At 34.4% G+C, this 15,948-nt stretch carries 9 protein-coding genes; 5 read left to right on the top strand and 4 right to left on the bottom strand.

Going from position 1 to position 15,948, the window contains the following annotated elements; genetic code table 11:
* Positions 1–54 precede the first annotated feature (54 nt).
* Genes D1815_RS19970 through D1815_RS19960 form a run of 3 tightly spaced genes read left to right on the top strand, consistent with a single transcriptional unit; the run spans position 55 to position 1,278 of the window.
* Positions 55–378 carry a DUF6249 domain-containing protein gene (locus D1815_RS19970; protein WP_118389016.1) on the top strand — a complete coding sequence of 108 codons (324 nt, stop codon included), beginning with the start codon at positions 55–57 and terminating at the stop codon, positions 376–378.
* Positions 375–941 (top strand): RNA polymerase sigma factor, encoded by a 567-nt coding sequence (locus D1815_RS19965; RefSeq protein ID WP_118389015.1) that lies wholly within the window; start codon positions 375–377, stop codon positions 939–941. Before D1815_RS19970 ends, D1815_RS19965 begins: the two co-directional genes overlap by 4 nt.
* Entirely contained in the window at positions 934–1,278 is a 345-nt protein-coding gene (locus tag D1815_RS19960) for a hypothetical protein (protein ID WP_118389014.1), read from the top strand. The genes D1815_RS19965 and D1815_RS19960 overlap by 8 nt, the downstream gene beginning before the upstream one ends.
* Before the next feature lie 161 nt (positions 1,279–1,439).
* On the opposite strand, the gene D1815_RS23860 is transcribed toward D1815_RS19960, so the two are convergent.
* The 4 genes from D1815_RS23860 to D1815_RS19930 form a co-directional block, all read right to left on the bottom strand.
* The gene (locus D1815_RS23860) at positions 1,440–7,073 is read right to left on the bottom strand and encodes a glycosyl hydrolase family 18 protein (RefSeq protein WP_199726719.1); all 5,634 of its coding nucleotides are present in this window, start codon (positions 7,071–7,073) and stop codon (positions 1,440–1,442) included.
* A gap of 246 nt (positions 7,074–7,319) precedes the next feature.
* Positions 7,320–9,128, bottom strand: a complete 1,809-nt coding sequence (locus tag D1815_RS19940; RefSeq protein ID WP_027394124.1) for a sodium:solute symporter family protein — start codon at positions 9,126–9,128, stop codon at positions 7,320–7,322.
* A gap of 97 nt (positions 9,129–9,225) precedes the next feature.
* Entirely contained in the window at positions 9,226–9,954 is a 729-nt protein-coding gene (locus D1815_RS19935; RefSeq protein ID WP_118389013.1) for a LytTR family DNA-binding domain-containing protein, read from the bottom strand.
* Complete coding sequence (locus D1815_RS19930; RefSeq protein WP_233557513.1) at positions 9,951–11,012, bottom strand: sensor histidine kinase; 1,062 nt, start codon at positions 11,010–11,012, stop codon at positions 9,951–9,953. The genes D1815_RS19935 and D1815_RS19930 overlap by 4 nt, the downstream gene beginning before the upstream one ends.
* Positions 11,013–11,224: 212 nt before the next feature.
* Between D1815_RS19930 and D1815_RS19925 the strand changes: the two genes are divergently transcribed.
* Both D1815_RS19925 and D1815_RS19920 read left to right on the top strand, forming a co-directional pair.
* Complete coding sequence (locus tag D1815_RS19925) at positions 11,225–14,347, top strand: SusC/RagA family TonB-linked outer membrane protein (protein ID WP_118389012.1); 3,123 nt, start codon at positions 11,225–11,227, stop codon at positions 14,345–14,347.
* 31 nt (positions 14,348–14,378) lie between these two features.
* The gene (locus tag D1815_RS19920) at positions 14,379–15,914 is read left to right on the top strand and encodes a SusD/RagB family nutrient-binding outer membrane lipoprotein (RefSeq protein WP_118389011.1); all 1,536 of its coding nucleotides are present in this window, start codon (positions 14,379–14,381) and stop codon (positions 15,912–15,914) included.
* Positions 15,915–15,948 lie beyond the last annotated feature (34 nt).

Raw genomic sequence — 15,948 nt, 5'->3', positions numbered from 1 at the left:
TAGCTAATTATGGGTATCCAATGGATATATATTAATATTAAAAATGAAAATAAAATGAATGATCCTGTAGCAATAGTTGTAATAGCATTGATAGCCGCCGCTGTATTTTCAATTTTCTATATCATAAAAAGTAAACACTTGGAGCGTATGGCAAAAATTGAAAGTGGAATGATTGACCAAAAGTTTAAGGATTCCGGTAATATTTTTTTAAACATTGGAATACTTTTATGTTCGCTAGCAACAGCTGTATTTACATCCTACTTATTCAGTTTATACACTAAAATCCCAGAATATGTAATCATCCCGGGTTTTCTATTACTATTTGGAGGAATAGGTTTTCTGATTTCTTTTTATATCAGTAAAAAGAAAAGTAATTGAATTCTATACCAGACAAAGCGCATATAGATAAAGTACTCTCTGGAGATAAAAATGCCTTTGTGTATTTTATAAAGACATATCAGGAAATGGCATATTCAATTGCAATTTCTATGGTAAAAAACGAGTTTAACGCGAATGATGTTGTTCAAAATTCATTTATAAGAGCATTTAAAGCCTTAAGATCATATCGTTCTGACGCAAAATTTTCGACTTGGTTGTATAAAATTGTAGTAAATGAATCTTTAAAATTTATAAAGAAAAACAAACGGTCACAAGAGTTCATTACGTTTATGGATGATCCTTTTGATTATTCAGTATCTTTTAATGAAGCAATTGAAAACTTTGAAAAAAAGGATCAAAAATTAGAAATTAAAAAGACTTTAAATCTTATGAAACCCAAAGAAGCTTTACTATTGAAATTGTTTTACTTACACGAAGAGTCTATTCCAGAAATAGAAAAAATTACAGGTTTCACCAAATCAAATATAAAAGTATTACTACATAGAGCACGAAAGAGTTTTCTTGCACTTTCTATTCAACATAATAATCTAAATAATGGATAAGACAGATCAAAATATACATAATACACTTACTGAATACAATCCAATTTATGTTACTCACCCTGAATTAGAAGATAATATTATGGATATAGTAAAAAAGGAAAAAAACTATAAAGAAGTATTGATAAAAACAAGACATAAAGTAAAAGCTGGACTTATTGTAAGTGTAATCCTTTTGTCAATTTATATCATTTTAACTTATACGGATTTATTAAACTCAATAGATCAGAATGAAGATAGTATAAAACTATTTTACCCTTCTATTCTTGCAACTATAGTTGTTATACTTGTCTACTTTCAGGGGATATTTGGGATTTCTATTTTAAAAAAGGAAAATTAAATCTAAACATTTTGATTTTTTAAAGCTTAGAATTGATCCCGTATCTGTAAAAATTCAATAAACATATATAACTAAGAAACTAATGTAAATAACAAAATTCACCTCTCTAAATTTTTAACACATAAGAGAGGTGAATTTTACAAAAAAATTAGGGAGAAATGCTACTGTTTAATCAGTTTCATTGTTTTTACTTCTTTACCTATTCTAAGTTTTAAGAAGTAAATTCCACTAGGAATACCATCTGTATCCCATTGAATATTTTGACTTCCAGAAGAAAGTTTTTCGTTATTTTTTAATACAGCGACTTTTACTCCGATCTGATTATAGACAACTGCATTAACTAATTCATTCTTACTCAATCTGAAAGTAACTGTAACCTCTGAACTAAAAGGATTAGGATACATTTTTAAACTTTCTTTTTCAAGTAATTCTTGCTCTGGAGATCTTTGATCTAAGGCGTCTAAATAAGTTCGATGAGGATCTGAGAATCCAAAACCTGCAACAATATCCCAGTTAATAGACCAAGTCATTAAACCTCTAAAGTTAGCATATCCAGAAGGATTTCGCAACGTGTATTGTCCGCCAAAAGATTGTCCTTTGATAATATAATCTAATGCTTTATACACTTCTGCGGCTGGTGTGTATCCGCTTCCCGCCGCCGATGGACTAGCTGGTAATCCTATGGCAACTTGATCAGGTCGTAATGCAGGAAACTGTTCTCCTGTACTTAATGTAAATCCTTGCAATAATACTTCGGCCATCGCCACATGAAAATCTGCATTTCCAGCAGAATAAGCTCTGCCATCTAATCCTAACATGCTACCCGTATTATAATGCTGAACGTGAATGTAATCCATTTCAGTACGTAGTGCATAGATTAATGGAAGATATGCTCCCCAAATACCACCATACTGGCCAATTGCACCTTGTACATAGGCAGTTTCAGGAGCCATTGACAGAATAAATTTCGACATATCATATTGAGAAAGAATTGATCTAAAAGCAGTTATAAGATTTACAACTTTTGGAGAAGTCGGGTTTGATAAACTAGTATCTCCCGGTGCCAGAGAAATTGAAGTACCTTCAAAATCAATATCCATACCATCAAAACCATACTCATTAATAATATTGGTCATAGAGCTACTAAAAGCTTGCGCATCTGCTGGGCTATCTACATCTACCGCACCGGTAGCCCCACCCATAGAGATCAATACTTTTTTACCTCTACTTTGTAATAAAGCCACATCATTTTTAAATTCTTGAGCGTTTGAATAGATCTCTGGATCTGGAGTAAAAGTCATGGTAGCTCCATTTTGCACAGTTGGAATTGCAAAAGAGATATTAATCACATCCCATTTATCAGATATATCTCTTAGCTTTGGAATTGAAGATCCATTATTAAAATTATGCCAATATCCTACCAAGATTCTTTTTGGCAAATCTCCACCTGGTGGAGGTGGTGGTACAGATCCTACAGAAATATTTACTGTAGCCTCTCCCGTGGCATTATCATCATCAGTTGCTCTTGTAGTAAGTATATAATTTCCTGTAGAAGCATTGTTCCAGGTAAAACTATAAGGGTTTGTTGTATCTTCTCCTATTATAGTCCCATTTCTTAAAAACTCCACTTTTGTTACATTCCCATCACTATCTGAAGCTGAGGCATTAATTGTAATTGTGCTTCCTGCAGTAAATGACTGTCCGTTTACAGGTTGCGTAATGGATACAGTTGGAGCTTCATTTCCTCCAGTATCTCCATCACCACACTCACCAATGAGAGTCCATGCATCTTGCCAATAGGTTCCTTCTCCAGGTGCATATGCCCACGCGGCTCCATTACACCATCCCGAGAATGGATAAGGTTTACACTCATATAAATTTCCAGCATTCTCAACTTGACTACCTGCAACATATCCACCATTTTCTACATATTGTGGTTCTGTACAATCTCCTCCTCCTACTGCATTTCTTGTAACTGAAATAGAATTTGAAAAGTCAAAAGATCCTTGTAATCCTGAAACATTATTATCTGCGGATAATCCTATCAGACCATTTTCATAACTCAAATGCCATATTAAACAAATACCTACTCCTGCTCCGTCAAAATTCACTTGCTCTGGCGATGCCGGTAATCCCAGTATTTTTCCTTGTTCATCGGTAATAACCCATTGCGAATTCATACCACTATTACCACTCAGCGTAATACCAGAAACATTATCTGCAATACCATCTCCTACTGTAAATACAAAGGGTCCTCCAGCTATAACTCCTCCTTCTGGATTATTATCTCCTACTGAATTTCTTGTAACTGTAATAGAATTTGAAAAATCAAAAGCCCCTTGTAATCCTGAAGTATTATTATCTGCGGATAACCCAGTTAAACCGTCCTCATAACTTAGATGCCATATTAAACAAATACCAGGTCCTGATCCGTCAAAATTTACTTGCTCTGGTGATACTGGTAATCCAAGTATTTTTCCTTGTTCATCAGTAATAACCCATTGCGAATTCATACCACTATTACCACTCAGTGTAATCCCAGAAACATTGTCCGCGATACCATCTCCTACCGTAAATACAAAAGGTCCTCCAGCTATAACTCCTCCATCCGGGTTATTCTCATCAGTACATGGTCCTAATAATTCCCAAACATTCTCTCGGTTCGTAACGGGATCATTATTTTGTGTCCACCACTTAGCACGATATTCATTTCCTTGATATGAGACTGTATCTCCTCCAACATATACTTGTCCATTTACGTATGGAGGAGCAGTACAACCTCCAGTATCACCAGAAGTAACTGTTACACTAACTTGATTAGTCGTTGATTCATTATCATTATCCGTAGCGGTGACTACAATAGTATATGGCCCTTCAGAATCTGGAATCCAACTAGCTGAATATATATTATCAGAAGCAGTTGCTGAGATATCTTTACCTGCAATAGTGAATACGACACTACTTATTGTTCCATCTTGATCAGAAGCCGTAGCGGTAAGGTTTATAGTTCCTAATTCGATATTTGCATTATTAGTCGGTGATGTAATGCTAACTACCGGCTTTATATTACCTGGGTCGCAAGGATCTCCTACAACCTGGTTAATCGCTGCTAAAAGAGATGTTTGTTGATCCGTTGTATCATGAGACAACTCCCATATCATAATACCTCCAGCTCGATTCAGCGCCATTTCGGTTTTAGCTTTTATAGTAGGAATACCATTATAATTATTTCCTTGGAAAGAATCGCTATTAGGGCTTGCTCCTTGAGCTAACAATGAAGCATAACTTTGTGCTTGCGGTCTGCTATAAAAAGGCACTCCTAATACTGCTTTTTCTTTTGGTAATCCACGACCAAGCCAATAATCTAATCCACCTTGAGCTTGAGTCATAGCTCCGTGATCAGGACCGTCATATGCCATAATATTTAAGAAATCTACATCATCAAAAACTCCACTAAGAATCCCATCTGCATTCCAACCTGAAACGACTACGGCCGAGGTTAATAATTTCCCTCTACTATGCATTGCTTGACCAAGTTCTTGCATTAACAATTCAAAATTTTGAGGTTCATTACCTTCACGGGGATATTCCCAATCCATATCTACACCATCTAAATTATATTGATTTACATAATTCACCAGGTTGTCTATAAAAGTAGTTCTCGTCGTTGGATTTGCGGCTAATGTGCTAAACGGGGAATCATTACCATCCATCCATCCTCCTACAGCAATCAACACTTTAACTCCTTGTGCATGTCCAAGACTAACGATTTGTTGCATTTTTGCAACATTATCAAGAGGTTGTAGACTACCATCACTATTAGGGAGTAAGAACGAATAATTAATATGTGTTAATTTGTCGTACTGTATTGTATTTGCACTTCCTTGCCAGCTTGGCATATATCCAACTACTTTAAAATTATTTTGGCTATCGGAGCAATCTCCACCGGACACAAAAATAGAAATCGAAGAAGAAGTTGTATTCGCATTATCATTATCGTAAGCTTTAGCTGTCAAAGAGTAACCACCTTCATTAGCTCCATTCCAAACTACTTGATAAGGACTTGATATATCTTCACCTATTTTCTGAGTTCCAACATAAAATTCTACTTTAGTTACTGTTCCATCAATATCATTAGCATTGGCTTCAATTGTAATAGCATTCCCTTCTTCAAAATTCGCATTATCTAAGGGAGAACTAATAGCTACCGATGGTGCTGTATTTGGATCTGGATCTCCTCCATTCGCAAATACTTCATTCACTTTATTTATTAATGGTGACTTCACGTTAGACCATCTCTTCAACTTAGTTCCAAATGATTGAAAAGAGCCACTTATCTCCAAGTCTCCGAACACCGTCCATACAATTGTTCCAGCAAGATTATTGTCATTAATGTACTGTGCTTTAATCCCAATAGACTCTTCATCATCGTAACTAAGAAAAAAATTACCTTTAGTCATATAAGGGACTTTTGCTTGGTCATCCCATTTTTTTGTCCAGCCATTTCCGCCTTCTGTTTTTTGTTTGATAAAAAAATGATTTGGCGTACCATCATATACATCCTGTGGCCAATTGGTATAATCTGCAGCTGTACTAACAGGACCATCTGGTTGTATTGTCACATTTCTCTTAACTGTTGGCGCATTTAACGTAGCATTACCATCAGTTACAACTCCTCTTCCATAAAATGGTATCCCGAAGTTGATTTTATTTGAAGGCACCCCCATGGATTGCATTGCAGTTAACGTAGACTGCCAATTAAAATCTGGTACTTCTGCACCATCATATGGATATACTGGAGCATTATGACCTGCTATATTAGACCACCCTCCATTAAAATCATAGGTCATCATATTAAAGTAATCCATAGAGTTATCTAGTCGGTTCCAATCAAATCCTTCTAGCTTTTTTGGATCTGCAGACATCGCAGCGGTAATCAATTTATCAGGACCTATTGCTGCCCTAATCTCTTCTACCAAGGATGCAAAATTTGGGTAATCTGCATTTGTTCCCGTAAAATTCATTCCAGGATAAGGACCTGGATATTCCCAATCCAAATCTATTCCATCAAACCCCATATTAATTAGTCTTTTACAATCTTCAATAAATCGAGCTTTTTTAACAGGGTCCGCCGCCATTTCAGGAAAATGCTTACACATACTCCATCCCCCTATAGAAGCCATTACTTTTACTCCATTTTCTTTTGCCAATTCTAACAATCCTTTTGCTCCACCTTCTTTAGGAAGCGGTAATGGTAATTGGCCACTCAATCCCCATCCAGGATGATTCCACGTAGCTCCACCCACCTCAACTTCAAATCCATAAGCCTCTGCTCTTTCTTTTACATCAGGGCTTATGTATTGTATTACTTCTAATTCTCCAAACAACAAATACATATCCCAGCTACTATATATATCCGTAAATAGAATGTCTCCTGGTTCCTGAATTGCTCCAGGTTGATATATGTTTTTGTTTCTTAAATCTCCACTGTGTAAAGATCCATCAACTGCTACACCAAAAAAGGAATAGTTAAGGATCGTATATTTCGAATAATCGATATTAAGCTGTGTTAATGCACCTGCAGAGGGAACTCCTGCACTAGCGGCTTTCCAGGCATCCCAATTTGTGATATATCCAATCACCTGCTTTTGATGATTTGATGTTGTTGCGGTTCCTCCTGTATTTACTTGTCCCCAGGTTAAGCCTACGAAAAAGGAACATAAGATTAGTAATGGCACTTTCCAAGAGCCAAAATGAAAAGGGTTTTTCTTTAGTAAAGGTTTTAATAGTTTCATGATGATTTGTGTTTTAAGTTTTCAACAGTTTATGTTAAACTGATCTTAAAGTATAAAGAACTATATAGGCCAAAAAACTAATTGGATCAATGACATCATTTTGTAGATATTATGAAGCAAAAATCCTATAACCGTAATTTTGATATATTTAGAAAAAATCAATAGGGTTTGTATAAAAAAGAGGAATAGCATTTAGATATCTAAATGCTATTCCTCTCTTAAAATTAAGTTCAATATTTATTAGGATTAGACAATAAGGTCTTTACCTATTTTCCTCCAAACTCTTACCAATAAAACACCTGCAATTATGGTTCCTGATCCAAGAATTAATGATTCTTGTAAATTCCCATAAATTATGTGTCCTGTCGTAAACAATACTCCATAAACTAAGAAGCATCCTAATAATAATGCCAGAATTCCAGACGGCACACTCCATCCTTCTAAACTATTTACGATATCTATATTATTTTCTTTTGCCTTTGTAATAACATTCTTCCAACCAGGTCCTCCTGGTTGTATTTTTTTATAAAAATTTTGTAAAACACTATCGCTTTCTGGTTTTGTTAAAAATGTTACACTTATCCAAACAACTGTAGTTATAAACACTATACTCGGAAGTTTTGCCCAGCTTGACATAATTGCATCATCACCAAAAAAATAATCTCCAACAGGAGAAGCGAATATTAAAGATACCACTCCCGAAATAATCATCGCTGAAATCTCACTCCAAGAATTGATGCGCCACCAGAACCATCTAAGAATAAAAATAAGTCCAGTTCCAGCTCCAAACATTATTATAATATCAAATAATTGTTTTGCATTTTTAAGATACAATGCAAATAATGCGCTTAATATCATAAGCACAACAGTCGAAATTCTTCCTACCATTACCAATTCTTTTTCTGATGCATCTTTCTTTATTTGTTGCTTATAAAAATCATTTACAATATAAGACGACCCCCAATTAAGATGTGTAGATATAGTACTCATATATGCTGCAATCAAAGAAGCAAATACCAATCCCAAAAGACCACTTGGCAATTTTGCTAGCATTGCTGAATACGCTAAATCATGTCCTAATTTATCCTCAGTTACATTTGGAAAAGCCTCTTGAATACTTGCTATATCAGGAAAAACTATAAGCGAAGCTAATGCTACCAATATCCATGGCCAGGGGCGTAAAGCATAATGCATAATATTAAAGAAAAATGTTGCACCTATTGCATGATTCTCATTCTTAGCAGCTAGCATACGCTGTGCAATATAACCTCCTCCTCCAGGCTCTGCTCCCGGAAACCAAGAACTCCACCACTGAACTGCTAAGGGGATAATTAATAGTGTAATAAGTGCTTCCTTATCATTAAAATCTGGTAATAATGATAGTTTATCCGCTACATTGGGATGTGTTATTAAATTCTGAAGTCCACCAACTTCAGGAATATTTACTAAATAATATGCTGCCCCTATTGCACCTCCAATTGCTATGAAAAATAATAAAAAATCAGTATAAACTACTCCTTTAAAACCTCCTAATGCACTGAATACTACAGTAATTATCCCTGCATAAACTATAGTCTCCCATGGTTCTAAACCAAGCATAATACTACCAATCTTAATCGCAGCAAGAGTGACACCAGCCATTGCAAAAACATTAAATACAAGACCTAAATATAAAGCTCTAAAAGACCTTAGGAAAATGGCAGGAGCTCCTCCATACCTTAATTCATAAAACTCAATATCCGTACTTACGTTGGACCTTCTCCATAATTTAGCATATATAAAAACAGTTAAAAGACCTGTAATTAAAAACGCCCACCACATCCAATTCGAAGAAACTCCATCTTTTCTAACAATATCTGTTACAAAATTAGGAGTATCGGTAGAAAAGGTAGTTGCTACCATAGAGAACCCTAGTAACCACCAAGGCATATTTCTTCCTGATAAAAAATATTCTGAGGTACTCTTCCCTGCTTTTTTCGATACTATTACTCCTATAAAAAGTGTAGTCAGTAGAATAACTATTATAATTGAGTAATCAAGTGTGCTTAGTTTCATGTGAATATATTTGCTGTATTATTGGTTATGTCAGTTGTATTAAAATTACAGATGTATTTTTATTATTAAAAGGTCTCTTTTTGTGCAATATAGATACTTATCCATTGAGTAGGTTCCCTTTGTTTTTTAATATTTGTTTTTTAGCGTGAATTGAGTAGTTACGACCGATTGGAATTCTCTTATCGCCAATCTCCACAAGATTACCTTCTACAGATTTTACTTTATCAATTGCTATGGCATATGATTTATGTATTCTAATAAAATTTTCGGAGGGTAGTTCCTCACTTATACTTGCTAAAGATTTATGAGAAATATAGGTTCCTTCTACACTACGCAACTTTATATAATCTTTTAAACTCTCTATATAAAGAATATCGCGAAGAAAAATCTTGATTAGTTTTTTATCTACTTTCAAAAAAACATGAGGGGCTTGTTCAAATTCAGCAAAAGGCTTGCCTTTGTCCAGTGTTATTAATCTAGCCATTAACTTATTTATTGATTTTAAAAACCTGCTAAAAGGTATGGGTTTCACTAAATAGTCAAGAACCTCTAATTCATAACTTTCGATTGCATACTCTTTATATGCAGTTGTAATGATGATTTGTGGATATTCTTTAAGTGTTTTTAAGAATTCTAAACCATTCATTCTTGGCATGTTTATATCTAAAAAGACTACATCAACACCATCATTCTCAAGCAAGGGCAGCGCTTCCAAAGGGTTTTTAAACACACCTATAACTTCGATGTTTTTGAACTCTTTAAGGTATGATTCAATAATACTTATTGCCAAATGTTCATCATCAATTATGATACTTTTTATGGTCATGTGGTTGGGATTTTAAGGGTAATCTTATAAAGGTTATTATCATTAGATACTATTAGCTCATAATTTTCATTATATAAAAGTTGTAATCTTCTTTCGACATTTTTTATTCCGATTCCATTCTTAGAATTTGAAGAAGCCTCTTTACCATAGCTATTCTCAGACACAAAAATCAATGTATCGTTATTTACTTCAAATGAAACTAATAGGCTCATCTCTCCTGTATCCTTAAAACCATGCTTAAAAGCATTCTCTACAAATGGCAGGAATAATAGCGGAGTTACTAATACATCATCTATACACCCAACGATGTTAATTTCCGTCTTAATCTCGTTTCCATATCTTATATTTTCTAACTCAATATAATTATCAATATACTGTATCTCTTGTATTAAAGAAACTTTCTTTTTACTAGCATCATATATAATATACTGCATAAATTCTGATAGTTTAACAACTACGTCTGATGCTTTCGAAGACTTTTGTATTGTTAACGCATATAAGTTGTTTAACGTATTAAAAAAGAAATGTGGTTGAATTTGTGCCTTAAGATATTGTAACTCGGTTTTATATTGTAATGCTATTAATTGCTGAGTCTTGTTTCTTTCCAGAATAAAGTCAACACTGATTTTTATAGAAAAAGTTAATGCAAGAACATATAATTCTCCTAATACTACCGCTATGATGTGATTAAGACCGAAGGGGGCATTCTCTCCTTGGGCTTCAGGCCAAATATTTTCTGTAATTAGCCAATAATTCAACCCTGACCTTACCACATAATGAACCCCTAAACTTAAAAGCAAAAAAGTAACATACATCGTATATTTTTTCTTCAATAAATAATTTGGGATAAGGTAATTTATATTGAAATAAACAATTACAAGGTGTAATGGAAATTCTACTAAATTGGATTTAAAAGAATACCAGTAATCATTAAAATAACTACCCCATCTTATCACATTAAAAAGAAAGTATGTCATCCAAAAATAGATATGATACTTCGTTTTAATTGTTTTTTCTTCCACATCTTCGTGGATTACATTTTTATCAGTTTTTAGCACAGAACAGTGTTAATTTTATTAAAAAACTGTGAAAAAGTATCATTAAATATCATAAAAAACAAAAAAATGTTTGGTTCCAAAAACCTGTAGCAACGGTTATCTATGGTTATATGTCGTTCATTATCAAAATGCTGTTGTTGGGATAAAAAAAAAAAAAGAAAACCTTCAAACTATTAATTTAGAACAACACAAATAATCAATAAAAGGAAAACATGAGGCAAAAAAAATTAACTTTAATTTCATTTTTATTTTTAGTAATCGGAGTTCTCGCTCAGGAAAAAAAAATATCTGGAATAATAACTGATGCGGTAAATAACACACCCTTACCTGGAGTAAATGTTATTGTGAAAGGAACTTCTACCGGAGAACAAACCGATTTTGATGGTGCATATACAATTAATGCTTCTACAGGTGATATTCTGGTATTTTCTTATATCGGATTTAAAACCGTAGAAAAATCTATTGGCTCATCAAACACCATAAATATTGGTCTAGAAGAAGATGCAGAACAACTAGAGGATGTAGTAATAACAGCTTTTGGTATACGACAAGAATCAAAAAAACTAGGGTATTCAGTACAACAACTTAAATCTGAAACAATTACACAAACAGCAGATCCTAATATTGGATCAGCGATTCGTGGGAAATTAGCGGGTGTAAATATCAATTCTAACTCAGGTGGAATTGGTTCATCTGTATCAATTAATATTAGAGGAATCAGTTCTTTAGGAGCTAACAATCAACCTCTAATTGTATTGGATGGTGTTATTATAGATGATAATCAAGGTGGTCAGGGAGATTTTGCTTCTGGACTTGATTATGGTAACACACTATCTAATCTCAATCCTAATGATATCGAAAACATATCCCTACTAAAAGGTGGAAATGCTACAGCACTCTATGGATTTAGAGGAATAAATGGTGTTTTAGTAATTACCACGAAAAAAGGACGTTCTGACAAGCCCACTGTAGAAATAAACTCTTCGATTACTGCAAGTTCTATATTGGTTTCCCCTAAATTTCAAAATGAATATGGTCAAGGTTTGTTTGACACCTCAACAAATCAACTAGTATACGATATCACCAATGGTAGTAGTTTTGGACCGAGGTTAGATGGAACACAACGAGAGCGTTTTGATGGAGTTGGAACTGCCAGTTATTCTGCGAATGACAACGATTTTAAAGATTTTTTCAGGAGTGGGTTTTCTTTTTTAAATTCAGTTGCAGTTTCACAAGGAACAGAAAAATTTGATTATAGGTTTAGTTATTCCAGATTAGATGATGAGTCCATAGTCCCTGGAAGTAATTTAAAACGTCAAAACTTTAGTATCAAAGCTGGTGCTTCTATCACAAGTTGGTTAAAGATCCTCGGAAAGGTTGATTATATCCATCAAGATGCACGAAATCGACCTGAACTAACAGGAGGTCAAACCAATATTACTCGCGCTCTTTCATTAAGGCCCAGAAATATTTCTAATACATTGTTAAGAGATAACTTTTTAGAATCGGATGGCACTCCCAATAACTGGGCAGGAGCTTTCATTACAAATCCATATTACACTTCTAATACACTGCTCAATGAAGATGAAGTTGATCGATATATCAGTCTATTAGAACTAAATATTGATATCGCACCAGGCCTAAAGGGATTAATGAGACTTTCTCAAGACCACATCACAAGTAGTCAGCAGATATTCAATCCTTTCGGTGCTTTTGACATTGCTGGTAACGGAAGATTTTCTGATACCAACTCTACTGCTAGAACCAATAATTATGATTTAATTTTTACCTACAATACAGACATAGGTAATAATTTTAACTTGGGAGCTACACTTGGGTTTAGTCACTCTGATGTCTCTTTTAAATCATTACAAGCTATTGGAGAAACTTTTTTACTTCCTAACTTTTTCTCTCTTAACAATTTTGAGAGTATTAGCGTAGTTCCTGGTAATGCCAAAAATTCTTCTAATTCTATATTCGGATCTATGACTATAGGATTTAACAATTATTTATTTGCAGAATTTACCGCGAGAAATGACTGGAGTTCTACATTACCAATAAACGATGCTTCATTTTTCTATCCATCTGTTGGATTAAGTTTTGTAGCAACAGATGCTTTCCCATCATTACAGGACAACGAAATACTTTCTAATCTAAAATTGAGAGGTAGTTTTGCGCAGACTGGTAATGCCACAGGTGCTTTTTCTCTTGTAAATACTTATAATGTATCATCTAATCTTTTTAACGGCCAGCGTTTTTTCTTTTTCGGAAATGCAGAAGAAGGGGCAGGAACTGGGCCAGAACTTAACAACCCCGACTTAGTTCCTGAAATATCAAATGCTCTTGAATTTGGTTTAGATGCCCGTTTTATAAACAACAGAATAGGGCTTTCTGCGACATATTACACTATAAGAACCGAAGATCAAATATTACGATTAACGCTTCCTCCATCCAGTGGAGCAGCAAATCAAATAATCAACGCTGGTTTAGTAACAAATAAAGGGCTTGAACTTTCTTTAGACGCTGATATTATAAAGACCGATAACTTTAAATGGTCTACAACCGTAAATTTCACAACTAACGAAAATAAAGTTGAAGAATTAGCTCAAGGAGTGGATAGAAACATATTAATACGTCAATTTAATGATGTGGTTCAAGTAGCGGCCGAAGTAGGCTCTAGCGCTCAAGGATTATTTGGTACTACATTCTCGAAAGATGATAGTGGAAATGTAATCTACGATACTAACGGATTACCCGTAATTAATACTGAAATATCTCAAATCGGTGATGTTGCTCCAGATGCTTTTTTAAACTGGGGAAACTCTTTTTCTTATAAACAATTCTCTTTAAGTTTCTTATTCGACGCAAGGTTTGGTGGTGATGTATTTTCCTTATCAGAAATACAAAGACATACACAAGGTACGGCGATCGAAACATTAGAAGGAAGAGAATTCTTTTCTGGCGGACAAGGTATCTCCTTACCTCAAAATGCAGTGATTGATGGAACATTAGATCCTAATGTACAGCAAAGAGGTGTAAACCCTCAAACATATTGGGGTAGAGTCGGTCAAATTTCAGAAAACTGGGTCTACGATGGAAGCTTCATTAAATTTAGAGAACTAACGTTTGGGTATACTTTTCCTGAGAGAACGATTAAAGGGCTACATCTATCTAATCTATCTATAAGCTACGTAGGGAGAAACTTAGCCATACTTCATAGTAATACTGACAATTTTGATCCTGAAACAGGTTTCAATACAAGTTTTGGTGGAGTTGAATTTTTTGGAATTCCTTCTGCCAGTAGCCACGGACTTAGAGTAAATCTTACTTTTTAAAATAAATAATGTTATTAATAAACAAAGAATTATGAAAACTCAAAAACACATCATAAAACTATTTGTTGGTTTTCTTATACTAATTATTACAACCGTTTCTTGTACTGAAGATTTTGAAGAAATAAATACCAACCCTATTGACCCGCAAACTGCAACTGTGGAAGGTATTATGGCTGGAGTACAATATTTTGAATTTGCTGAACCTCGTTTCTTAACCTGGAGAGGAAATTTAATCTATACTAGCCAATTTGCAAATCAATTTAGTTACAATGCAGAAGGGTCTTGGTTTGCTGGAGATGCTTATCAAAACAATCAAGGTTGGACTAATGCGATATTTGATGCATCATATCAAAAAGTCTCCCTCAATATTAGAAATTTACTAGGTACTTATAATGATCTTGAAGATACTAATGGTGCAGCAGTTACCAAAATTATGATGTCCTGGTTTTATCAAAAAATGACAGATATTTATGGAGATATCCCTTATAGTGATGTAATTGGCGACGAATTAATTCTGACTAATCCTCAACCTACATATGACGCTCAAAAAGAAATTTATACAAGTATCCTAAATGACCTAAAAGCACAAATGGATGAGATTGGCACTTCATCAGAAATAATTGCTGGAGCAGATGGCGATTTCATTTATAATGGAGACCCTCAAAAATGGAAGGCGTTTGCCAATACCTTGCGATTACGTATCGCAATACGATCCAGAGATGCTTTTATACAAGCAGGTGAGCAATCCTTTATAGATACAGTTATTAATGATTGTCTAAGTAATACCCTCATAGATAGCTCTAATGAAGCACTATTAAAAAAATCCGAATCTGCGTTGATACTATCATTTCTTGATGGAAGTTTCGAAGATGTTTACTGGGGATTTGGAGGACTAGGTTCTAAATGGGTATTCTCAGATCGTTACTTGAATTTATTAAATGATAATAATGATCCTAGACTCCCACAGATAGCAGATCCTTCTCCAAATGACACTTTTGAAGGTACCGCAATTTCAATGAGAGGAATTATCCCAAGAGATAATCTTGCAATTCCATCTCAAAAAATCATCGGGACTTCGACAACTGATGTAGCTAACGTTGTACCAACTCAAATTTTAACTGCTGCAGAATCTTACTTTCTACAAGCAGAAGCAGCACTTTTAGGGTATTCTGGAAATCCACAAGGGCTTTATGAAGAAGGAATTAGAGCGAGTATGAAGTTTTGGGATGTAGATGCTGGTGATATCGAAACTTTTATAATTAACGAACCTATCGCCACTTTATCCGGATCAACAGAACAACAATTAGAAGCTGTCTGGAATCAACGATGGTTAGCACTATTAATGAATGGATATGAAGCTTGGTCTCTAGTAAGAAGAACAGAGCTTATCCCAACATTAACAGACAACGCTATTTTTTTTGTCTCAGAACCTAATAATGGAACAGTCCCAAAAAGATTACAATATTCAACCACAGAACTAGTCGCAAATGAAACAAAAGTAAAAGAAGCTATAGATAGACAAGGACCAGATACAATGACAACTTCTATCTGGTGGGATATTGAATAAGTATGTAATAAAAACTCTTATTAACCTTCCATAA

Origin of the sequence: Aquimarina sp. AD1, assembly GCF_003443695.1 — a bacterium.
In the GTDB taxonomy this organism is placed as follows: domain Bacteria; phylum Bacteroidota; class Bacteroidia; order Flavobacteriales; family Flavobacteriaceae; genus Aquimarina; species Aquimarina latercula.
This window is presented reverse-complemented; position numbering and strand designations above follow the sequence as displayed.